The sequence below is a fragment of the Chryseobacterium sp. Leaf201 genome, assembly GCF_001421435.1.
In the GTDB taxonomy this organism is placed as follows: Bacteria; Bacteroidota; Bacteroidia; order Flavobacteriales; family Weeksellaceae; genus Chryseobacterium.
This window is the reverse complement of sequence record NZ_LMKA01000101.1, coordinates 18774-42404: the sequence shown is the minus strand read 5'-3', so window position 1 is coordinate 42404 and position 23631 is coordinate 18774. Positions and strand designations below refer to the sequence as shown.

Annotated in this window: 25 protein-coding genes; 14 read left to right on the top strand and 11 right to left on the bottom strand. The window is 40.3% G+C overall.

Annotated elements, in window-relative coordinates:
• Window positions 1–30: 30 nt before the first annotated feature.
• Window positions 31–438: an RrF2 family transcriptional regulator gene (locus tag ASE55_RS15400; RefSeq protein WP_056221567.1), complete on the bottom strand. Its 408-nt coding sequence runs from the start codon at window positions 436–438 to the stop codon at window positions 31–33.
• 127 nt (window positions 439–565) lie between these two features.
• On the opposite strand from ASE55_RS15400, the gene ASE55_RS15395 reads away from it, so the two are divergent.
• The 14 genes from ASE55_RS15395 (at window position 566) to ASE55_RS15330 (ending at window position 10853) form a co-directional block, all read left to right on the top strand.
• Complete coding sequence (locus tag ASE55_RS15395; protein ID WP_056221564.1) at window positions 566–994, top strand: DUF4268 domain-containing protein; 429 nt, start codon at window positions 566–568, stop codon at window positions 992–994.
• A gap of 443 nt (window positions 995–1437) precedes the next feature.
• Window positions 1438–2931, top strand: coding sequence for a hypothetical protein (locus ASE55_RS15390; protein ID WP_056221560.1), 1494 nt, complete (start codon window positions 1438–1440; stop codon window positions 2929–2931).
• 241 nt (window positions 2932–3172) lie between these two features.
• Complete coding sequence (locus tag ASE55_RS15385) at window positions 3173–3742, top strand: Crp/Fnr family transcriptional regulator (RefSeq protein WP_056221556.1); 570 nt, start codon at window positions 3173–3175, stop codon at window positions 3740–3742.
• Window positions 3743–4086: 344 nt separating this feature from the next.
• A complete protein-coding gene (locus ASE55_RS15380) occupies window positions 4087–4911 on the top strand; it encodes a DUF2314 domain-containing protein (protein WP_056221553.1) in 825 nt (274 codons plus the stop codon).
• A gap of 181 nt (window positions 4912–5092) precedes the next feature.
• Window positions 5093–5830: an SDR family oxidoreductase gene (locus ASE55_RS15375; protein ID WP_056221783.1), complete on the top strand. Its 738-nt coding sequence runs from the start codon at window positions 5093–5095 to the stop codon at window positions 5828–5830.
• A 101-nt stretch (window positions 5831–5931) separates the two neighbouring features.
• On the top strand, window positions 5932–6501 hold the full coding sequence (locus ASE55_RS15370; RefSeq protein ID WP_056221549.1) for a Crp/Fnr family transcriptional regulator: 570 nt from the start codon (window positions 5932–5934) through the stop codon (window positions 6499–6501).
• A gap of 270 nt (window positions 6502–6771) precedes the next feature.
• Window positions 6772–7041 carry a hypothetical protein gene (locus ASE55_RS15365; RefSeq protein ID WP_056221546.1) on the top strand — a complete coding sequence of 90 codons (270 nt, stop codon included), beginning with the start codon at window positions 6772–6774 and terminating at the stop codon, window positions 7039–7041.
• Between the two features lie 42 nt (window positions 7042–7083).
• Window positions 7084–7431 (top strand): hypothetical protein, encoded by a 348-nt coding sequence (locus ASE55_RS15360; protein WP_056221542.1) that lies wholly within the window; start codon window positions 7084–7086, stop codon window positions 7429–7431.
• Between the two features lie 2 nt (window positions 7432–7433).
• A complete protein-coding gene (locus ASE55_RS15355) occupies window positions 7434–7862 on the top strand; it encodes a hypothetical protein (RefSeq protein WP_056221541.1) in 429 nt (142 codons plus the stop codon).
• 104 nt (window positions 7863–7966) lie between these two features.
• Window positions 7967–8806, top strand: coding sequence for an oxidoreductase (locus ASE55_RS15350; RefSeq protein WP_056221538.1), 840 nt, complete (start codon window positions 7967–7969; stop codon window positions 8804–8806).
• Window positions 8807–9068: 262 nt separating this feature from the next.
• On the top strand, window positions 9069–9983 hold the full coding sequence (locus ASE55_RS15345) for a helix-turn-helix domain-containing protein (RefSeq protein WP_056221535.1): 915 nt from the start codon (window positions 9069–9071) through the stop codon (window positions 9981–9983).
• A 71-nt stretch (window positions 9984–10054) separates the two neighbouring features.
• Entirely contained in the window at window positions 10055–10252 is a 198-nt protein-coding gene (locus ASE55_RS15340; RefSeq protein ID WP_056221532.1) for a hypothetical protein, read from the top strand.
• Between the two features lie 53 nt (window positions 10253–10305).
• Window positions 10306–10533, top strand: a complete 228-nt coding sequence (locus ASE55_RS15335; RefSeq protein ID WP_056221529.1) for a hypothetical protein — start codon at window positions 10306–10308, stop codon at window positions 10531–10533.
• Window positions 10524–10853 (top strand): type II toxin-antitoxin system RelE/ParE family toxin, encoded by a 330-nt coding sequence (locus ASE55_RS15330; protein WP_056221526.1) that lies wholly within the window; start codon window positions 10524–10526, stop codon window positions 10851–10853. The genes ASE55_RS15335 and ASE55_RS15330 overlap by 10 nt, the downstream gene beginning before the upstream one ends.
• 65 nt (window positions 10854–10918) lie before the next feature.
• On the opposite strand, the gene gldG is transcribed toward ASE55_RS15330, so the two are convergent.
• From gldG to ASE55_RS15280, 10 genes are all read right to left on the bottom strand, one after another.
• Window positions 10919–12589 (bottom strand): gliding motility-associated ABC transporter substrate-binding protein GldG, encoded by a 1671-nt coding sequence (gldG, locus tag ASE55_RS15325; protein ID WP_056221524.1) that lies wholly within the window; start codon window positions 12587–12589, stop codon window positions 10919–10921.
• Window positions 12590–12593: 4 nt separating this feature from the next.
• The gene (locus ASE55_RS15320) at window positions 12594–13322 is read right to left on the bottom strand and encodes an ABC transporter permease (RefSeq protein WP_056221522.1); all 729 of its coding nucleotides are present in this window, start codon (window positions 13320–13322) and stop codon (window positions 12594–12596) included.
• 97 nt (window positions 13323–13419) lie between these two features.
• Window positions 13420–13974, bottom strand: coding sequence for a CopD family protein (locus tag ASE55_RS15315; protein WP_056221518.1), 555 nt, complete (start codon window positions 13972–13974; stop codon window positions 13420–13422).
• A gap of 6 nt (window positions 13975–13980) precedes the next feature.
• Entirely contained in the window at window positions 13981–14418 is a 438-nt protein-coding gene (locus ASE55_RS15310) for a hypothetical protein (protein WP_056221515.1), read from the bottom strand.
• A gap of 3 nt (window positions 14419–14421) precedes the next feature.
• Entirely contained in the window at window positions 14422–14949 is a 528-nt protein-coding gene (locus tag ASE55_RS15305) for a hypothetical protein (RefSeq protein WP_056221512.1), read from the bottom strand.
• A 10-nt stretch (window positions 14950–14959) separates the two neighbouring features.
• Window positions 14960–16156: a glycine C-acetyltransferase gene (kbl, locus tag ASE55_RS15300; protein WP_056221509.1), complete on the bottom strand. Its 1197-nt coding sequence runs from the start codon at window positions 16154–16156 to the stop codon at window positions 14960–14962.
• Between the two features lie 91 nt (window positions 16157–16247).
• Window positions 16248–18170 (bottom strand): M1 family metallopeptidase, encoded by a 1923-nt coding sequence (locus ASE55_RS15295; protein WP_056221506.1) that lies wholly within the window; start codon window positions 18168–18170, stop codon window positions 16248–16250.
• Window positions 18171–18251: 81 nt separating this feature from the next.
• Entirely contained in the window at window positions 18252–19724 is a 1473-nt protein-coding gene (gene dacB, locus ASE55_RS15290; RefSeq protein ID WP_056221503.1) for a D-alanyl-D-alanine carboxypeptidase/D-alanyl-D-alanine-endopeptidase, read from the bottom strand.
• 160 nt (window positions 19725–19884) lie between these two features.
• The gene (gene priA, locus ASE55_RS15285) at window positions 19885–22332 is read right to left on the bottom strand and encodes a primosomal protein N' (protein ID WP_056221500.1); all 2448 of its coding nucleotides are present in this window, start codon (window positions 22330–22332) and stop codon (window positions 19885–19887) included.
• Window positions 22333–22588: 256 nt separating this feature from the next.
• Window positions 22589–23497, bottom strand: a complete 909-nt coding sequence (locus tag ASE55_RS15280; protein ID WP_056221497.1) for an AEC family transporter — start codon at window positions 23495–23497, stop codon at window positions 22589–22591.
• Between the last annotated feature and the right edge of the window lie 134 nt (window positions 23498–23631).

The following is a 23631-nucleotide window of genomic DNA, read 5'->3' as shown; positions in this document are numbered from 1 at the left end:
AGTAGACTACTATTTAAGCGATATGGAAAACTAATCCACCAGGTCCATTAAATTTTTGCTTTCCAGGATACCGAGCGAGGCATCCCGTACCTCGATTAATACGTCATGCAGTCCGCAGTGATCTTCATTGCAGTCTTCGCATTTCTCGTAAAAATTAAGGCTTACACAGGGAAGCAGGGCAATTGGTCCGTTCACCAGCCGGATGATCCGTGCCAGCGTTACATTTTCAGGGTTTTGCTTTAACAGGTAACCGCCGCCTTTTCCCTTTTTACTATCCAGGATATCTGCTTTTTTAAGTTCAAGCAGGATATTTTCTAAAAACTTCAAAGGAACTTTCTTGCGGTCTGCAATTTCTGAAATAAGAACAGGGCCGTCATTTCTCTTTTCTACAAGGTATGACAGCGCTTTAAAAGCGTATTGGGATTTTTTAGACAGCATTTCAACAAAAATAAGAAAATTGTTTGAGATATGACAGCAGATTGATTATAAGATAAAAAATGCAGGGCTGAAGCAGTGGATGGAGAGATCAGTCCTTTTTTTTCAGCTAAATCACTATATTTGTTTTATGTTCAGTAAACAGGAAGCACAGCAGTTAAAAAAAGAATTTTGGACGGCTTTCGGAAAGTCTTTCCCGAGGAAATGGATTCTGTATGACACAAAAATCAAGGATATGTCATTCAAATTTTACGCAGATAATAAAAAAGCAGAGGTATCCCTGGATATCGAAATGAAAGACGAGGTTTTCCGGAATGCGTATTACGAGAAAATCTGGTCGCTGGAAGACATCCTGAAAGACTATATCGGGGAATTTCATAAAGATGAACATTTTACACTGGAAAACGGAAAAACCATCAGCAGGATCTGGGTGGAACAATACGGCGTTTCTATTTTCAACAAAAATACATGGCAGCAGACCTTTGAATTCTTCCTGGAAAAAATGGACGGTTTTGAAAGGTTTTATTATGAATATGAAGATTTTATAAAAGACGTTTAACTTACGGTTCATTCGATTTTTCAATAAAGAAATTTACTTTCACTGTTTATTTTTTAGAACCTGCTTTAAAATTATTCCGGCAGATTTTTGGTATGGATTTAAATCTGCTAAATCTAAACGTCAACCTAAAAGTTTCTGCAAAGCTTCAATACTAAAATTTAAACACAACAAATTATCACATTTTAAATACGGTTATCCGTCCGGGATTACGGATTGAAAAGAATGCAGTCATAGCCCTGCCTGAGCTGTTATTTCTATCCATAGCTGCCAACACTCCGTAAACAACAATCAAATTATTGCTATTCAAACACTTATGATTACGATCATAAGCCACCATATAATGAGTTATTATATTTGCCGAAATATAAATCCAGGTTAAAATAAATTTAATCAGATTAATTTATTAACAGCTGTAAAATCAGCAATTACTTAATTCTTGTATTATGATGAACCCTTCTACTATTTATAATCCCGGGAGATTGTTATCTCTGGTATTCCTGTTGCTGGCTTTCACTGCCAACGCGCAGGTGGGAATAGGAACAACAACACCGAACCCAAGTTCTGCTCTTGACATAGCCTCTACCTCCCGTGGGATGCTGACCCCGAGAATGAGCACAACCCAGCGGAACGCAATACTTTCGCCGGCAGACGGCCTGATGGTCTATGATACCACACTGAAACAGTTTTTCTACTATGTTGGCACCACCGCATCCTGGTCTCCCATAGCCAGCGGTGTAACAGCAAGGCTGAATTTTAAAAGAATACGGTCTACAGATGTCCTGGCTACGGTATTGGCTGCTGAGCTTGCTGCCGGAGGCGGATCCAGATATGTAATGAACTCCAATACTTTATATGAAATCAACGGGCAGATCAGTTTTGATTTCCCGATTGACATCAATAATTCCTACATCCATGGCCTGGATACCGAAAATGACATCATCACCCGTGCTTCCGGTAATATTTTCGAAGGGTCTACAGGCGGCAGCATCAGGAGTTTATCGCTGAGTGCTCCCGGCGGCAGTGTTTTTAACCTAAACGGTGCTTCCACCCAAAACCTGATTTTCAGAGACTGTATTGTTTCCAACTCCAATACCGTGGGTACTGTTTCGGGATTCGGACTGGTATTCACAAGCATTATCCAGTTTTCAGGCAACGCCAACGGTATTACCTATAATAATATCACGCAGTTGCTGCTGAGCAACATGGGCTGGTTTGGGAATAACACAGGAACGTATGAAAGATTAACGGGAACTTTTACTCTGGTTGAAAAACAGGGAGGCTTCAGTCAGGTAAACGGCTCGGCAATTGGTCTTGATGTTTCTGCTACAGGCCTTACCATTACGGGGGATGCCGTCCTGGAATCCGTTGTCTTTACAGGAACCAATACTGCGGGTTATGTAAGAGCTTACACTACAGGAACCTATCCCGGATATAATTTTAACAACAGCTGGACGGTAAGGGCTGCCGGAATCCCAACGGAAACAGATGCCAATGCAGTGGGTGATTTTGCGGTAGATTATGCAGTGGGAACAGGAATCGGGGTTAGTTTCAATACTGCCAACCCGAGTAATATTGTAAAAATCGGGACGGCGACTTCGGTTTCCACATCCTCCAATTTATTCCGTTTTTCAACGGACGGTGTGCCTAACAGGCTGAAATATCTGGGTAAAAAGAAAAGAATTTTCCAGATCTCAGGTTCTGTTTCATTCCAGGTTCCGGCTGCAGGAACGTACATCATTTATATTGCTAAAAACGGCACCGTACTGAACCAGTATAAAGTATACGGCCGTGGATCTGCTGTCAATGATATTGTTGTACTGCCTATCAACGGAACTACGGAACTTTTGAGTAATGATTATATTGAGATATTCGCACAGCGTTATTCAGGTTCTACCGGGGATATTATTGTTCCGAATATGACCATTACAGTAAAATAAAAAAACAAAGCTAAATTCCTACTTTATGAACTAAAAGACATAATCCAAAAAAATAATTGATCATAATACCATTCTTGCGAATGGTATTGTTGATTTCAGGAGACAGCTTAATTATATGGTTATCAATCAATAAAAAAAATCAGGCTTATGTACTACACAATATTACAATCGAATACTGAATCCGGTAAAATATTTACCAAATGGCAAATGATAAAAAGCCGGGTTTACTTATCTTGCGTTCATGAAAGAACTGTTTGATTTCATTTTAAGATTCGGGAACCTCAACCCGCAGCAGATGGATTTTATTGCCGCCAAAGCTACGATACTTGATCTTCCAAAGGAAGCATATTTCTCTGAAGCCGGGAAAATTGCGCGCCAGGTAGGCTTTAATATAGACGGCATCCTGCGTGTCTGCTATTACAACAATAAAAGTGAAGAAATCACCAAATATTTTATTGAAGAAAACAATCTGGTGGTAGACCTGGAAAGCTTCGATAACGGAATCTGTTCTACAGCCTATGTCCAGGCAGTTACCGATTGCAGGATGATTGTTTTTCAGAAGAAAGACTGGCAGGAGCTCTTACAGACGATCGTCGGTTTTGATGCCATTGTCCATAAAATTATTTCAAGGGCACTGATGCAGAAAGTAGAGAGAAGAAGCCCGCTTGTTTCGGAAGATGCCACCACGAGATACCTGAAATTCCTGGAGGTCTACCCTACTGCGGTCAACCGTATCCCGCTTTCCTATGTTGCTTCTTATCTGGGAGTAACACAGTCTTCTTTGAGCAGAATCAGGAAGAATATTAAATAGATTGATAGATTTTAGATCTTAGATTTCAGACTTCAGATTTAAAATTATGTTGACTTAAATTCTGTTTAAATCCATAATTTAACCTGTCTTTACTTGAAAAGTTTTAAATGTATAATGCTGATAGAGAATTACAGAAATCATACAGATTTGAAACTGAATTCTGTGTCCAGAATGTGATCATACAGGAAAAAACATCTGAAAGCTTTTATATTAATTCAAACTTCCGTTTAAATATTTTCCGTACTTTAGTAATCAGGAAAGTGGTATCGGGTGTCTGTTGATCATGGTTTCAGCGCGCTCAATTTCAAATTTCCGACAATTAAATCACAAAATATCTAAAAATAATGGAAAATAATCCCATCTTTTTTGCAGACGGTGCAGATTCTGAAATGATTGAGGCTTACCAGAAAGCCCAGCAGACCTTTAAATATTTCTGGAGGGAACAATCCTGGGAATACAGAAGAATTATTCCGGCACTGGCAGTTTCCTGTGTGAAAGTCGCTTTTTCGCAGAAAGACCCAACATCTGAAAGTCCGATAATAGAACATATGTGGATCAATGATATTGATTTTGACGGCGACTATGTTAAAGGCTATCTTATTAACGAACCGAATGAATTAACCAATATTCAGGTCGGAGATTACGTAGAAGTGCCGCTTAATGAAATCAGCGACTGGCTCTTTGCTATCACTCCGGCAACAAAGAAATCAACGGGGCTTTCAAAATTATTTTCATCTTCTGCTGATCCTTTACCGAAAGTATATGGCGGGTTTACGATTCAGAAAATGCGTTCTGATATGCTACCGGCTGAAAGAAAAGACCATGACAGCGCGTGGCAGCTTGATTTCGGGGATGTTAACGATATAGAAGTGGTCTATGAACAAAAAGAAAAGCCGGAAAACCTGATTGAACATCCCATGAGCAGGAATATGAAGGAAGATTTCATCAAGTTTCTAAAAGAGTATCCGGATGAAATGACCAATGCAGATGAAAACGGATTAACCATTCTCCATAAAGAAACAATTGCCGGGAATTTAAGTTCTGTAGAAGTTCTGCTGGAAAACGGAGCTGACAGAAACTTAAAGGCAAACAACGGAAAAACAGCTCTGGATTTTGCCAGGCAGCTGAATTGGGAACACCTGATTCCGGTTTTGGAAAAAAATAATTAGACAGACAAAATATCCAATGATTCTTCGGTCACAGATTAATTCTGCAGGTTATCCTGATCACGAGTTTCCAGACTTATATTTAAACAGGCTAATTATTTAAGACCTTTTCATCGCTTTTTGCCAAATGGCAAATGCCATCCTGATTAATTGGCGGAATTTTACACCATCAATTAAAAGAAATATGAAAACAGCATTAATTACAGGAGCCAACAGAAGCATCGGCTTTGAAACAGCAAAACAACTTTCAGAACAGGGACTGTTCGTGTACCTGGGAAGCCGCAGCCTTGAAAACGGGGAAAAAGCCGTACAGGAATTACATGAAAAAGGGTTCCAAAATATCAAAGCCATTGAAATTGATGTTACCCGTCCGGAATCGGTTTCAGCCGCAAAAAACTGTATTGAAAAAGAACAGGGAAAACTGGATCTCCTGATCAACAATGCCGGAATTCTGGGAATACAGCCTCAAACGGCTGCCGAAACTCCGGTAGAAGGTATCAAAGAAGTTTTTGAGACCAATTTTTTCGGTGTGATCAGCATTACCCAGACTTTTCTGGACCTGCTTAAAAGGTCGGACAGCCCGAGAATCAGCAACATCACGTCCGGACTGGGTTCACTGACTTTGCACAGCGATCCGGACTGGAAATATTACCATGTAAAAAATTCGGCTTACGGGCCTTCCAAATCAGCTTTGAATGCCTACACTATTGTTCTGGCGTATGAACTGAGAGATCTGCCTTTTAAAGTAAATGCCATTGATCCCGGTTATACCGCAACGGATTTCAACCACCACAGCGGGCCGGGTTCCGTAGAAAGTGCCGCATCATTTATCATTAAGCATACCTTAACCGATGAATATGCACCAACCGGACAGTTCTACAGCAATGATATTGAGGATGAAAGCGGAATCAGCCCGTGGTAAGAACTGATTTCAATTAATCATTAAAGAGAAACTTCCGGGTTTCTCTTTATTTTTTACCAAATGGTAAAGATCCGGAAACTAAGAAAAAGTATATTGCAGGAATGAAAGAGTTTATTGATTATCTGCTGAAATTCGGTGATCTGAACGAACAGCAGATCAGTTGTATTACCGCAAATGCCGTTGAAACGGAACTCAGAAAAGACGCTTATTTTGCGGAAGCAGGAAAAGTGGTCAGGCAGACCGGATTTATGACTGAAGGTATTCTCCGGAACTATTATTACAACAGCAAAGGAGAAGAAATTACCAAATATTTCGTAGAGGAAAACAATGTGGTGATCTGCAAAGCCAGTTTCGACAATGAAATTCCTGCCACCTCTTATCTGCAGGCAGTTACAGACTGCAGGCTTATTATCTTTCCGAAAAAAAACTGGGAAGAAATTTCCGGGACGGTCATGATCTGGGACAGCCTGATGCAGAAAATAATTTCCAGGGCTTTGGTAAGGAAGGTGGAAAGGATCAGTCCGCTTGTTTCCCAGGATGCCACCACCCGTTACCTGGAGTTTCTTGAACACTACCCGGGCCTGGCCAACCGCGTCCCGCTTTCCTATATTGCTTCCTATCTCGGGATTACCCAGCAGTCACTCAGCAGGATCAGGAAAAATATACGGTAAATAATTCAATACCATTTTTAAATCTTTTCTACTAAATGTAATCAGCTCTTTTATTGATTTAACCTACTGTTGATTTAAATGAAAACAGCATTCATTACCCGTAAAGATTATGGTTCTGTATTATATCTTAAAGAGAAATGAACTCCGTAAAATAATACTGTGATGACGTCTATAAAAGCTAAATTTATTATCTTTAAAGTACAGTTCGTAAAACTTCACTGCTTAAAAACCCATAGACTGTAATCGAACAGACTGAAAACAACCGGCCATATGAAATCAAAATCCCATTTTTCAGCATTGCTGACCTATACCCCAACAGAAGAAGGAGGAAGACCCACACCGGTCTCATCAGGTTACAGACCCGGGTTCAAATTCCCATTTGATAAAAACCTGTTTACAGGCATACAGAAATTTGCAGGAACGGATCTGGCTTTTCCCGGTGACAGCGTACATGCAGAGATCACATTACTCAATCCAGAAAAACTTACAGGAAAATATATGAAGGCATGGATTTCGATTTTTTTGAAGGTGATAAATTAATCGGGCACGGGACGGTAACTGCATTATACTGAATAAAACCCTATGAAAGAACCGGTTCCTTATTTCACTGCACTTATTCTGGAATTTGAAAAATCCGGCCCCTCTGCAGAAAGCATCAATAAGTTGTTTGACCTGCTGTATGAATTACGTAAAAAGAACAGGTCACACCAGGAACAATATATTCTTGCGAAAACCCTCTATCTTTTAGGCTCCTATCATGAAGCTGAAAGAATTTTGGAATCTGATGCATCTCCTATCTATTCGTATGAGAAAAAAGAAAAAGAAAGGTTTTTAAAGCTCCTTCAGGAAATCAGTAAGGAGAACTCTTTTCCGTTCAGAACAGCAAAAGTCTACCGCGACCTTCGCGAAGCAGCAAGCCAAAAAAAATAAGTATGCTTTCTTTGGATGATATTATAACAGTCTGGGATAATCCCGGTTATCAGATTACCTTTTCAGATTCTGTCAAAGACCTTATTATATGTAATAAAAATGTAAGGACACAATGGCTCAATGTCTTTTCAGAAAAACAGCCTGATGAACTTTTAATAATAAAACTCATCTTCCATTTTGAATGGCTTGCCACACTAAAAAAAGAACTGATAGACTTCTACAGGATTGCCGATACGGATTACAAGCCTGAAAAAATGGATCCTGATTGGTTTAACGGTCTTGAAATCTGGGATGTTACTATTGACATCGACCATAAAAATACCATCCACACTGAAATTCTTATGGCAGATTATTACAACAACGGATACAGTTTCTGCCTTAACCTAAAAGATGATATCATTACTCATCTGCAATATGATCCTTCCCTGTAATTAATATTCACGATCCGGATACATCATTCGCGGATCGGGCTACTTTTCCCGCTGTTCATCTCCCCATCTTTGTACCATCATTTAAAACAAAAAATATTTAAAAAATGGAAACAAAAAAAGTATGGTTCGTAACAGGAGCTTCAAAAGGTTTAGGATTGGCTTTGGCTAAAAAATTATTGGAACAGGGTTACCGTGTGGTGGCAACAAGCAGAACTATTCAGTCTTTGCATTCTGAAATCGGAGAACAATCGGAGCATTTCCTGCCTCTTGAAGTCAGTTTAACGGATCCTGAGAATGTAAAATCTGCCATCGGGAAAAGCATCGAACATTTCGGGCAGCTAGATGTAATGGTCAACAATGCGGGGTATGGACAGATCGGAACGCTGGAAGAACTTTCAGACGAAGAAGCCAGGGCCAATTTCGACATCAATGTTTTCGGAACGCTGAATGTGATCAGAAATGCAATGCCTTATCTTCGCCAACAGAGATCAGGGCACATTTTCAATATTTCTTCGATCGGAGGATATTCCGGGAATTTTCCGGGCTGGGGAATTTACTGTGCGACAAAATTTGCGGTTGCCGGACTTACGGAATCGCTGGCAGAGGAAATTAAAGATTTCGGAGTGAAAGCCACGGTGGTGTATCCCGGATATTTCAGAACCGATTTTTTAAGCAAAGAATCTGTGAGAACGCCTGAAAATGTAATTGAAGAATATGAAGCTGCAAGAAATTCTGAACAGGCCCACCTGGATGAAATCAACGGAAACCAGCCCAATGATCCTGAAAAAGGCGCAGAAGCCATCATCAAAATCAGTGAAGAGCAACATCCGCCTGTGCATTTCCTATTGGGAAGCGGTGCCACTGAAGCACTGGATAAAAAATTTGAGATGATGAAAGGCGAAGCTGACAAATGGGAAAGCCTGACCTTATCCACCGTGATCTGATCATTTTCCTTGGCATTCACTCAAAAAAACAAAAAGTCAAGACTGGAAGCTTTCACTAAAAATGAACTCTGTTCTAAAACCCGTGCGGATTTTATATTTTTGCTCCGGTAGAATATTGTCCGCACTTATACAGTAGAATTTATTTAACGTAACAGGGTTCATTTTCTTAACGCTGCATTTCTTAAGCCGAGATTACAATAGGGCTTAAATAATGAGCACTTTCTGCATTGTGCTTTTTACAAAAATATCTAACTTAGTCATTATGAAACAGGCATTCCGTTTTAATTCGCTATCCGATTTTCATGCGTTCTGCAACCTTCCGAACCCTGAGCATCCGCTGATCAGCCTGATTGATTACAGCCAGGTGAATTATCCTACCGATGATACCGAGCTGAAATGGATCCAGAATTTTTATTCCATGGGACTGAAGAGGAATGTTAATGCCAAATTTAATTACGGACAGCAGGAATATGATTTTGATTCCGGTGTACTCTGTTTTGTGTCGCCGCTTCAGTTCCTGAGCCTGGAAATGAAACCTGATATTGAGGTAAAACCGACCGGTTACCTATTGCTGATTCACCCGGATTTTCTCTGGGGGACTTCACTGATCAAAAAAATAAAATCATATGAATTTTTCAGCTACCAGATCAATGAAGCGCTTTTCCTTTCTGATAAGGAAGAAAAAATCATTGTAGACCTGTTTAAAAATATTGAAAGGGAATACCAGAACAATATGGATAAATTCACGCAGGAACTGATTGTGGCCCAGCTTGAACTGTTCCTGATTTATGCCGAACGTTTTTACGAACGCCAGTTCCTTACCCGGAAAAAATCCAGCCATGAACTGCTGCTGAAATTTGAAGAAGTCCTGGACGGATATTTCAGAAGCGGAAACCTCATCGAAAAAGGCATTCCTTCCGTGAAAAGTATTGCCGCACAAATGAATATTTCCGCCAATTACCTCAGCACCTTACTGCGTATCCATACCCAACAGAACACGCAGCAGCACATTCAGAATAAAATTATTGACACGGCAAAGGAACGCCTGAGCACTACGAGTCTTTCGGTAAGTGAGATTGCTTATGAACTGGGGTTTGAGCATCCGCAGTCTTTCAGTAAGCTGTTTAAACAGAAGACAAACCAGTCGCCGGGAGAATTTAGGAGGTTGTTTAATTGAATAATAATTTTCAACAAATAGAAATATTATTTCATTTAAGATTATCTATATTTGGAATCAAAACTTATTTCATGAAAACCAAATATGCTGTTATTATTTTCCTGATGGGATTTTTATCAAACCTGATCGGTGCCTTTTTAAAAATTACCCACTATCCAAATGCTAATCTATTTTTCGTAATAGCTTCAATCCTTGAATCTTTGGGAATGCTTATTTTTATCTATAAACTCATGACTTATCCAAAATTCAGGGAATTTATGAACTGGTAATATATGAACACAATATAAAATTAATTTGTAATTTTGATTTAAATACATCAGTCGTGGATATTCAAACGAGAAAATTAATATTTATTCAGGAGTTTCTGAAAATTCAAAGTGAGGAATTAATTTCTCGCCTAGAAAAGATTTTAATCGGTAATGAAGATCAATTTAATTCATTTTCGATTGAAGAATTGAATACCAGAATTGATCAGTCATTAAAAGATTCTGAAAATAACAAAGTTACTGAATCGGATGATTTACTTTCTGAAATTAAACAATGGCAGTAAAAGTATTCTGGACAGATTTTGCAAAGCAACAATTAAGAAACATCTTTGATTATTACAAATTAAAGGCAAGCCTTAAAATTGCAAGAAATTTAGTTTCCGGAATTGCTGAAAAGACAAATACTCTTGATTTTCAAAAAGAAATCGGACAAAAAGAAGAATTACTTTTAGAACGAAAAGAAAATTTCAGATATTTGATTTATAAAAACTATAAAATCATTTACTGGTTCAACGAAAAAAAGAACCGAATTGAAATTAATGATGTTTTCGATGTAAGACAGAATCCAATTAAAATGACTGATGAGAATCGGGATAAGAAATAACTAAACTGATTCATTATATTCAAAATAAAAAAGAGAAGCTTACACTTCTCTTTTTATGGTTATGGTTATCCAAATTTCTTCTTTCTCAGCCAGAAAAACAATCCTCCCAAAACAGCAATAATTGCTAAAGGAAGCAGCAGGTTGAACCACTGCCAGTAATTTCTTTCTTCGTTGATCAGGTAACGGTCTAGAAGCCGTTCTTCAATATTCCGGTTTCTCAACTCCATCAGGTTGCTGTCGTCCAAAAGGTAGTCCAATGCATTTTTAAGGAACTGTTCGTTTCCGAAACGTTCCTGTGTAAGGACATCCATTCCCAGAGGCATCGGTTTTCCGTTCACCACTTTATTTCTGGCGATATCTCCGTCGGCAATCACGATCATTTTATTTTCAGGACTTGACGCTTTAAAACCGGGATACGATTTCCTTTCGATCCTTGAAGCATAGGCAGAAGTGAATTTCCCCTGTAAAGCCACGGCAAAAATCTTAGGCGTGCTAGGTTTTTCCAGTTGTCCTAAGCTGTCTACACTGTTGATTTCTTCCAAGCTTACGTAATTCGGGACCTGTTTCAGTGATGTTCTTTCACTGGATTCAAAAAGAACGTCTGTCCTGATATTTTTCCTTCCGCCCAATGTATCAATTGAAGTCGGGAACTCAAATTTTACGGGATTGATATTTTTAGTAACAGGGTTTTCATTTTCTGCAATACCCAACGGAAAATAAGGCCACGGCTGTGTAGAATACTGTGCATTTCCGGCTACTTCCCCGGCAACAAATTTCAGCTTGGCAAACTTTTTTACATCTTTTACCAGAGCCGGATTGATCCTAATGCCGTAATTGAAAAAGAAATCCGTCAGATTAAGGTCAACCGGATAAGGCATCAGCTTTTCAGAACGCATCAGTGTATCCATTTCCGCATTCACGGCATCGATCATCCAAAGGGTCTTTCCGCCGTTCATGATGTATTGGTCAAGAATTACTTTCTCGCCATCCGTAAACGCTTTTCTGGGCTTTGCAATCACCAGGGCACTCATCTGTTTCAGCAACGGGACATCCGCTAATGAAAGTTCGGTCTGGTTTTTAGGGATAATCGGTCCCGCATCATAATTTTCAAGCGCAAGATTCATAAAGCCCTGGAATTCGCCCGGACTCAGTTCATCCTGGTTCACCAGAACGCCTACTTTCTTGAAACTTTCATTGGTGGCTATTTTTAATCTGGAAATAAAATTATACTCCAGGTTTTCAATGGATTTGTTAAGCAACTCGGCATTATCCGTATAATTCTGTTCCACCACCAACGGCACGGTTACTTTTACTTTTCCGTTCTTAATCAGTGCATAAGGATAAATTTCGATCTGTGAAGTTTTCCCGCTTTTTCTGTCGTCCAGAACAGACGGGTATATTCCGTGAGACAATAAACTGTCTTTCGGGATCTTTGTTTCAATCGGGTCTATAAATTTGAAATCCACCTTTGAATTCACTTTCCTGAAATTTTCAAGCATGAATTTGGTTTCGCTCTGAAGCTGTTTAAAATCCGCAGGGAAATCACCTTCGAGGTAAACTTCAACCATAATCGGCTTTTTTACGGACTCCAAAACTTTGATGGTATTATCGGAAAGGGTATATCTTTTTTCCTGGGTTAAATCCAATCTGATTCCTGAAACGGCCAGGATTATAACCAGCGGCAGCACTACAAAAAGCAAAATTCCTACCGGGGATCTGAACTGTATCTTCTTCATACTTTTACTTCTTTTTATTGATGAAATGATTGGACAATACCAGGGTTACACCGATAACCAACACGAAATAGGCGACATCCTTAAAATCAATAAGCCCTCTCGTAAAGCCGAGAAAATGCTGGTAAAAACCGATATTCTGCAGAATAAAATCTGCGCCGCCCAATAATTTATAACTGGCCAGCTGTTCGATTCCGAAATACATGATAAAGCACATGAAAACACCCAGCAGGTACGCCATGATCTGGTTCTGTGAAAAAGAGGAGGCCAGGATCCCTACTCCTGAAAATGCGGCAATCAGGATAATCAGCCCGATATAGCTTCCGAAGGTCATCCCCAGGTCAATATTTCCCGCAGGAACGCCTAAGACATATACCGTATACAGGTAAATCAGTGACGGAATCAGACATAAAATCCCGACGATCCAGACAGAAAGAAATTTTCCGAATACCAGGTCTGAAACTTTCAGCGGTTGGGAAAACAGCCAGTTTAAGGTACCGGTCTGCTGTTCCTCAGCAAAAGTTTTCATTGAAAGCGCGGGAATGATGAACATCAGGAACCATGGTACCAACACAAAGTAGCTCTGTAATGAAGCGGTCCCGATTTCAAAAATATTGGAATCATTGTCGAAAAAAAACAGAAACAGCGTCGCAATCAGGCTGAACGCTGCAATGATCAGCCATGCGCTCCAGTTCCCGAAATAACTCCAAAGTTCTTTTTTTAAAATTGCAAACATGTTTTATAGTTATGAGTTGTAAATTACGAGTTACACTTGCCGGCTGCAGATTGAAAGTTGAGTTATAAATCTCTGCCAGGCATTCTTAACTGTTAATTTAATTATTACTTTTTCTATTCTTATTAACCAACTTTACGGTCATCATAATCAGAAATACCAGAACGAAAAATCCTGTGATTAATTGCCACCAGTATTCAATAACTCCATTTTTTAGGATCACTGTAAATACCACAAGGAACAGAATAAAGGTGGCGATCTCGTTGGCCTGCCTCAGTTTGATATTGGCCGTTCCGAGTGTAGCTCCGCCAAGCTTCTTTAATTCCAGTACTTTTTTCCAGCACCAGTAATGATAGAATGCCAGGCCGACAAGGAAAGTCAGCTTCAGATGGAACCAAGGTGTTTTCATTAATCCGGTGTTTAAGAAAATCATGACCAGCCCGCAGACTGCCATGATAATTCCGGCCGGAACGGTGATGATGTTCCACAGCCTTCCTGCCATAAAAATATACTGTTCCCTTAAAATCTTCTTCTTTTCCTCCGGGAATCCGTCGGTATCTTTATAGTACACAAAAATTCTTACGAGATAAAAAATTCCCGCAAAATAACTGACCATAAAAATTATATGAAGCGCTTTTATTATCGTATAAAGCATTTTTACCTATTTTTTGAAAGAAATACTATCGGTTTTATTACCATTAAAATATTTCTTAATGTATAAAAGTTCTCCTTGATCATTATAAAATTTCCAGTCTCCGAAATAAAACCAGTGGCGTTCTTCTTTTGAAATATCGAATTTACTCTGACCTTGTTCCATCATTTTTCCGTCGGGAAAATACCTTTTGGTTTTTGTAATATCTTTCCTGATTTTATCTTTCTGGAACAGTTGATGATTTAAAAAAGTCTTCCAGATACCAATTTTCTCTCCTTTTTTATATTTCCCGATGGAAATCAGAGTTCCTTCATCTGAAGAGTATTCTTCTTCCCATTTTCCGTTTCTTTTATTGGTGCTGTTATCATCTTTTACATATTGGTTGATTTTAGTTTTACATGAAACAAAAAATACACAATACAGTAAAAACAATAATTTTATTTTCATAAGCTACTGCACCACCGTAATATTGGATTTGTCCTGCTTTAACCGGATTTTTTTCGCTCCTAAATGGGTATAATATTTTTCCAGTTTATTTAAGTGATCGTCGCTTGTTTCCTTACCCTCTATCTGGTAGCCATAGTCACTCCAGATGCGGATATAAAACAGGTCTTTCACTAAAACCCTGTAATTGGGCTGCTCAAAATTTTTGGCAAGATAATTATCCAGGTCTTTTTTCGTTTTAAACTGATAAATATACACACCTCCGTCATGCAGGTCGTCTTTGGGATTGTCATAAACAAACCCGTAGACTTTGGTAATTTTAGAGGCAATATCAGCATCTGTAATTTTAGAAATTATCTCAGGATTATCCGTTACAAAAGGGATTTTGGCAATCCCTGCAGATTTCATTTCCTTATTTACTTTTACAGGCTGCATACCCTGCAGCTCAACATTTTTAAGATCAAAATCCATGATGTTTTGCGCAGAAAAACTTTGGAAACAGACGAAACCGATGATCAGCAGTACTTTTTTCATAAGTCTGCTTTTAAGAAATCACATCCAGCTCTTTCCCCACTTTTTCAAATGCAGCAATGGCTTTATCCAGATGTTCTCTGGTGTGTGCTGCAGAAAGCTGAACCCTGATTCTTGCTTTTCCTTTCGGCACTACTGGATAGAAGAACCCGATTACGTAAATGCCTTCATCCATTAACTTTTCAGCCATTTTCTGGGCCAAAGGTGCATCATAAAGCATCACAGGCACAATCGCGGCATCGCCATCCGGGATATCAAAGCCTTTCGCTTTCATTTCCTTTCTGAAATATTCTGCATTTTCCATCACCTGGTCACGGAGAGAAGTGTCTTCAGAAATCATATCCAGAACTTTCAGTGCTGCCCCAACAATTCCGGGTGCGAGTGAATTGGAGAATAAATAGGGTCTTGAACGCTGTCTCAGCATATCAATAATTTCTTTTTTACCGGAAGTAAATCCGCCCAGGGCACCGCCCAAAGCTTTTCCTAAGGTAGAGGTAATGATGTCTACCCTGCCCATTACTTCGTTGGCTTCGTGGGTTCCGCGGCCTGTCTTTCCGATAAATCCTGTCGCGTGGGAATCATCCACCATAACCAGTGCATCGTATTTATCCGCTAAATCACAAACACCTTTCAGGTCTGCAACAATTCCGTCCATAGAGAATACGCCGTCCGTAACGATAATTTTAAAACGGTGGCTTTTTTCGGAAGCGGCAATCAGCTGAGCTTCAAGATCTTCCATGTTGTTGTTTTTGTAACGGTATCTTGCGGCTTTACACAGACGTACGCCGTCAATGATCGAAGCGTGGTTCAGTTCATCTGAAATAATGGCATCCTCTTCTGTAAAGAGAGGTTCGAAAACCCCGCCGTTGGCATCGAAGCATGCAGCATATAAGATCGTATCTTCGAGTCCTAAAAATTCAGCGATTTTCTGCTCCAGCTGCTTGTGGATATCCTGAGTCCCGCAGATGAAACGAACAGACGACATGCCGTATCCGTGGGATTCAATCATATCCTGGGAAGATTTCATCACTTCCGGATGGTTGGATAATCCCAGGTAATTGTTGGCACAGAAGTTCAGAAGCTTTTTCCCGTTGGCTTCTATTTCCGCACTCTGCTGAGAAGTAATAATCCTTTCTTTTTTGTAAAGACCGTCATTTTCAATATTCTGCAGTTCGTTCTGTAGGTTTTCAAGATACTTTGTAGAGATCATTTTCTGATAAATTTTTGATGTGCTAATTTAATAAAAAAAAGCCGTTTCACGATGATGAAACGGCTGGGTTATTTGCTGATGGCAAGCTTTGTTATTTTTTGATGAATTTAACCGGTTTGTCTTTTATTTTAAACACATACATTCCGGGAACAAGCTCTGAAATATCAACCGCTTTTTCAGGCTCGCATTTTCCGCTTCTCACCAATTTTCCGTCTGCAGCATAAATAATAAAATCTTCCGGCCTGTTAATTCCTTTGATGTACAGTTCATCCTTCGCAGGGTTAGGGTATAGAGCAAATTCTTCTTTACTGAATTCGGCAGTTCCTAAATTAGTATCCATGCTTACGGTAGAATTCCTTTCCAGGATCTGATAGTCATAATTGAACTCCACACTGGCTACCGGAAAGGTTACCGACTGCACGAAATACTGGTTGTTGGTGGTATTGTTCAGCGAAAAATAAGCTACCTGACCGCCTGTTCCGTTTACTTTTACCGGTAACGGCATTTCAAAGAAGCTTACCATAGGGCTGCTTTGGGTCTGGGATGCCCTGAATGTCAGTGTATTTCCCGTCTGTTTCCAGCGAATATCATAAACAGGATAGCCTTCGCCATAGATCCAGTCATTGAAAAATCCTGTAAAATCCTGTCCTGTAGACTGTAATAAAGAAGCATTGAAATCCTGGGTTTTTACATAATTATAGGCAAGGGCCGGCCTTGAATGGTACTGCTGAAGCGCCTGATAAAAAGCAGCATCTCCTAAAATCCATTTCAGCATCCTCAGTACGTACCCTCCTTTTGAATAAGAAAGTCTTCCGCTGAAAATAATCCCGGTGTTCCCAAGATTTGAATCATCAACATACACACTTCCTCCGGGCGCGCCGGTGATATAATTTTTCTGGGTGGACAGGTAGTTTAAAAATTCCGTATTGGACATCAGCAGCTTTTCATTGGCCAGGTGTTCCCCGAAGGTTGCAAAACCTTCATTCAGCCAGATATCATTCCATGCCCCGCAGGTTACCTTATCGCCGAACCACTGATGGGCAAGTTCATGGGCAATCAGCCCTCTGCCCCAAGAACCCATTGAAGACATAGTCTGGTGTTCCATACCGCCTCCGGCCTGGAATTCCATGTGTCCGTATTTTTCATTCCTGAACGGATAAGGCCCGAAATAGGTTTCAAAAGTATTCATTACCGTTTTGGTCCATTCGATATTGCTCATGCTGGAAGTATTGGAAGCGGTTGAAGGGAATACATAATTTACAAACGGAAAGGGAGGATTTCCCATGGTATCATTAAGCTTTACAAAATTGGTAATGGAAAGCGCAATGAGATAGGCAGCCGTTGGGTACTGCGTCCTCCAGAAGGTGCGTTTCTGTCCGTTGCCTACAATAGTCTCAGACATCAGCTTTCCGTTGGAAGCGACATTGTACTGGGAAGGCGTAGTCACTTTAATATCAAACCTTTCAATCTTATCATTTAAGCTCTGCTTGGTCGGAAACCAGTCCTGCGCACCGTACGGTTCATTTAACGTTGACAGAACAGCTGTTCCGCCCTGGGTGCCATTAAAGAAAGCATTGTTAGCGTTTGAAGGGGCTCCGGAATAGTAGACCGTAAGCGAATCCAGTACATTGGCAGCCAGCGATGCCGCAAAGTTAACTTTCAATTCTTTGGTGGAAAGCTGCTGGAAGCTGAGATTCTGACCATGGTACATAACCTGTGAAACCGGCATCTGATTATTGAGGTCAAAATAAATGCTGTTCATGGCCTGGTTCGGTTTGAAATGCGAAGTCACCGAGCCCGAAATATTATAGACGGAAGGATTAATGGTGACATCCATCCGCTGGTACTGAAGATCATAATTCAGGGTATTGGGATTGGTATTGCCTGCAGCCATTTTATGGGCAAAAGATTTCATTTCCTTTGCAATCAATCCTTTTTTTTCCAGATTGTCATTTTGAGAATACAACTGCTGAAAGACAGCAACACTCAAAATAAAAAGACCTATTTTTTTCATATTTCATTAAATTACGTCAAAGATAAAAAAAACCTTCTAATCATTGATTAAAAGGTTTTTGTAATATCTGTCTAAAATATTTTATAAATCCAGAGCCGGTTCCAGAATCTTTTCCATTCTTTTCTTCACCATATCTACCGAACCTGCATAATTGTTTACCATCAGGGAAAAAACAAGCGTCTTTCCTGAGTTTGTTTTCATATATCCTGCCAGCGTCTTCACTTTATTCAGGGTTCCGGTTTTAGCAAAAACCTGCCCGTTCCCGGTACCGATGAACATTCTCTTCAAGGTTCCCGACTGTCCTCCAACCGGTAATGAACTGAAATAAGTCTTATAATATTTTTCATCCATTAAAGAAGTTAAGAACTTAGCCTGTGCAATCGGGGTTACATTATTGCTCCTGGACAATCCGCTTCCGTCAATATAATTCAGCCCGATCATATCAAAACCTTCATTTTTCAAATGCTGGGTCACTACTTTTCTGCCGGATTCAGTGGTCTGGTCTCCCAAACTCTGGAATCCTACGGTTTTTAACAGCACTTCTGCAAGGCCGTTGTCGCTGTGCTGATTGGTATAATAAATAATATCACTCAAAGTCGGGGATTTGTACACTGAAAGCAGTTTCCTGTTTTCAGGATTCGCATCCGTCATCTTCGGGGTTACTTTTCCCGTTACGGCAATTCCGCTTTTTACCAGGTTTGTCCTGAAAGAATTGGCCAGATAAGCCGGGGCGTCCGGTAGTTTTGTAGTTAAGGTACCGTTTCCTTCATAAATATCGGCGTAAACCATCTGGTTGTTGTAAGGAGAAACATAGAAGAACTTCTTTTCTGTAGAGAAATTTCCGGTCTTTTTTACGATCAGTTTTTCATTGGCCGGGTTGATTTCGCGCGTTGTTCCTGCAGGCAGATAATAATTGTTATTTTCCAGCCAGACAACATTTTCCGGAAGCTTTGAAATACTGCCTTTGAAAAGCGCTGTCTGAATGATAATATCACCATTTACCTTTTTGATCCCCTCACGTGAAAGTCCGTCTCTGAAGTCTGAAACAATATTGCTGTAAGACCAGGCACCTGCCTTATTGGTTCCCAGGGAAGGATCGCCGCTTCCTACAATATAAAGATTTCCGTTCAATACGCCGTTTTCATCAATACTTCCCGAATATTCCAGCTGGGTATTCCAGCGGTAATTCTCACCGAGCATGCTCATCGCCGTTTCCGTAGTTAAAAGTTTGGTGGTGGAAGCCGGAACCAAAGGCGCATTTTCGTTATACGAAGAGATTACTTTCTTCGTTTTCGGGTCATACACTACGAATCCCCAGGTTGCATTTTTCAGCACCGGGTCGGTCATCATCGTGTTTACATTAATGTCAACAATTTCCTTAGGCGACAAAATAGCTTTCTCTGCCATCGCGGTGATGGGAGAAGGTAAGTTTAAATTACTTTTCTGGTTGTCGTAAGCCTGAGAATAGAGAACTGTGGAAACGGTAGACTGTGCAAGGAAAAAGCCTGAAGCCAGCACCGCAACACCTGAAATATACTTTCTGAAATTTACCATCTAATTTTTCATTTTCTTATAATTTGGATAGGTTAAAAATCAATTGGTTAAATCGATAACAGAAGTCCAAACATATAATCAACGTCCAAATGTAGAAAATATTGCTGTACTTAGGTTCGCAGGGGTCTTATAAAAACTCTATAAAGTTTGTTAAAAACTGTTAAAAGTCTACATAAATGTCTTTTTTGATACTTTGATAGGCTGTAATTTCTGAAAATTCATTCAGACTCAGCAGGACTAACTTTTTATATTCTTCATACTTTTTTCCGCGCGGAAGCTTCAGCATGATCTGGAACTGATAGAGGTTGTTGAGTTTTGCAATCTGTGCTTTTTCAGGGCCCAGGACACAGTCTTCGGGAAGGTATTTCCTGAGTACCGAACCCAGAAACTGGGAAGCCCGGTTGACCTTATCTTCTTTCCGGTGCTTCAGTTCGATCATGATCAGTTTTGTAAACGGCGGATAATGGAATTTTTTCCGTTCCGTTAAAATATATTTATAAACCCTGGCAGGATTATTCATTTTAATCAGCTGGAAAACAGAATGCTCCGGATTGAAGGTCTGAATCAAGATCTTCCCTTTCCCGGAAACCCTTCCCGCTCTCCCGGAAACCTGTGTAATCAGCTGGTATGCCCTTTCCTCTGCCCTGAAATCCTGAACGTACAGCATGGAATCTGCCTTGGGAATGGCGACGAGTTCAATATGGTCAAAATCCAGCCCTTTGGAAATCATCTGGGTTCCGACCACGATATCCGTTTCGCCCTCTTCAATTTTTTCGTACAGCTTTTCATAGGCAAATTTTTTACGCATGGAGTCCACATCCATCCGGTCCACTTCATGATCGGGAAATAATTTGGACACTTCTTCGTGAATCTGCTCTACTCCCACGCCTCTTTCATTGAGGTTTTCCGAATGGCATTTCGGGCAGGTTCTGGGTTTGGAAGCCCGCTGGCCGCAGTAATGGCATTTCATTTCATTGGCCGCTTTGTGATAGGTCATCACCACATCACAGTTGGAACAGTAGTTTACGTAGCCGCAGGTCTCACATTCCACTACATTCGCATAGCCGCGGCGGTTGTGAAGGACGATAGCCTGATTTTTATCTTCGAGTGTTTTTTTGAGTTCATCAATCAGGTGTAAAGAGAAGTTCCCGGAAACCTTTTTGGAATCCTGTGCTTCCTTAAAATTGATCAGTTCATATTCGGGCAGGCTGACATTTCCGAAACGTTCGTCCAGGAACACATATTTCATTTTATCTTTCCGGGCGTTGTAATAGCTTTCCACGGAAGGTGTCGCGGAACCTAAAATTACTTTTGCCCCGTAAAAACTCCCCATTACCAGCGCCGCATCTTTCGCATTGAAATAAGGGGAAACTTCTCTGGGACGGTACGCGGAATCATGTTCTTCATCCACGACAACCAGTCCGAGGTTTTCAAATGGCAGAAACAATGCATTCCGTGTCCCGATCAGGATTTTAATATCATTGCGCCTGATTCTTCTCCAGACTTCCACCCGCTCAAAATCGGTAAGCTTCTGATGATAAAACCCGAGCTGCCGCCCGTATTTCTTTTCCAGCCTTTGGGTAATCTGTTTGGTTAAGGATATTTCAGGAAGCAGAAACAGGACGTTTTTCCCTTCGCTGATGCATTCTTCGATTTTCTCCAGATAAATATGGGTTTTCCCTGATGAAGTTACGCCATGAAGCAGCACATTTTTTCCTTCCGCGAAAGCTTCGTCCACCTCAGCCTTTGCTTCTTTCTGGGCTTCGGAAAGTTCTTCCAGGGCTTCAATTTCCCCTTCATAGCTGTCAATCCGGTCCTTCTGCATATAATATTCTTCAACCAGGTTTTTATCCGCCAGCGATTTAAAATGCGAGCTTGCGAAATATCCGTCTTCAAACAATTCTGATTTTTTGATATGCCCTTCAGGATGTTCCGCCTCTTTTTCCAGGATATGAAGCAGAAGCTCCTTCTGTTTCTGTGCTCTTTTCAGGCTCAGAAGAATATCCGTAAGGTTCTGATTGTTTACAGCCTCACGGTTTACTTTAACATAAGCAATTTCTTTTGCTTTGTATTTTTCGGCAATTTTCTCATCAATTTCAATGTACTGCAGATCAATCAGGGAATTGATGGTTCTGATGATATCCTTTTTCGGGATAAATGCTTCAATATCCGTTAAGTTGATCAGCTGCCTGATTTCCAAAGCCTGGATCAGGTATATTTCATTTACGTCCAGATTCTCAAAATCAACCGTTACATTGGGTTTTAATTTCAGGTAGGTTTCACTTTCCAGCTTCAGGGAAGAAGGGAAGGCAAAACGGTAAATCTCGCCTAAGCTGCACAGGTAATAATCTGAAAGCCAGTTCCAGAACCTGATCTGCTCCTGTGGGACAATGGGTTTATCATCCAGGATACTGATCACTTCTTTGGCGATAAAGCTTACCGGTTCGTTGCCGTGAAGCTCAAAAACAATTCCCGTATAAATTTTCTTTCCCCCGAACGGAACAAGTACCCGCATTCCGATCCTGATTTCAGGCTCCAGCTCTTCCGGGACTTTATAGGTGAAAGACCCTTTTAAATTTAACGGCAAAACAATCTGTGCGTACAGCAAGTGAAATATTTTAAAGTGTAAAATTAGATTTTTCTGCAGAGAACTGCAATTTTTTGTCAGGCCATTGCTTGCTACCTTACTCTATCAATGGTTCATAATGAAACATCAGACAAAAGCCCTAGCCCCGATTGCAGAGAAAATCCTTTTTTGAAAAAAAAAGATTGTAACGGAAAGCGGGAAACAGCTCCTGGAAATGGGTAATGAATAATGGGTAATGGGAAGATAATGTATGCTGCTTTGTTCAATATGATTTATTTCAGAACAGGAATTCAATAATCTGATACCAGCATGCGGAAGTAAACAGTCCGGCAATAATGCTGAACCCGATGGTTAAATTGGCCAGTTTGGTGTTTAGCCTGAACTGTTCTGCGATGATGCTTGATGTTAAAACAGCCGGCATTGCCGATTCAAAAATGGTGATTCTGGCGATATTTCCTTTTATGCCGAAAATCAGGGCAAGCAATAAAGTAATTGCTGGCGCTAAAATCAGTTTGTAGAGCATGGAAACGGACATTTGCGGGATTAATTTTTTCCAGCCGTTGAATTTCAACTGTAAACCGACCGAAAATAGGGCCAGCGGACTGACGGTTGCTGCCAGTTTATCGAAAAAAGGTTCTGCCAAAGTGAAATCGATGAACTGGGATAAGGTTAATGCGGCGATGCATCCCATCAATGGCGGAAAGGTAAACAGCCGTTTTAAGATCAGCTTTGCGCTCACTTTTCCTGATTTGCTTCCGCCCTTTATGGCTGCTATGATCCCTAATGTGGAAAGGGAAAAAAACATGGTCTGGTCACAGATAACCGCAATGCTCAACAGGCTTTCCCCGTAGAATGCGGAAATGAGCGGGAACCCTAAGAATGAAGTGTTGCTGTAACCGCTTACCAGCTCCAGGGTGCTTCTCGACCGCCTGGAATAGCCTCTGCTCCTGCTGTAAAACATCATGAAGAAAAAACAGAAAACCGAAGTCAGAAAAGTTGCAATGATCGGGAAAAGCATTTCATTCGTCCAGTGAAGCTTGGGTAAATATTTGAATGAAACGGCAGGCAATGCCAGGTAAAGAATCCAGGTATTGATGCCTTTATGCGCATCGGGATGGATGGATTTTGTTGCTTTGAAAACCATTCCTGCGATAATGCATACTGCGATCAGAACAAAATTCACCATTGCTTTTATAAATCTGGTGCAAATTTACGGTTGATTTTTCAGTTTGGGGAGGGAAATTTATTTTAATTTGAATACTGATGTGATTTTCATGCAAGGTTGGTTTGTCGTTATTCTAAACGAAGATTCTTAGATGA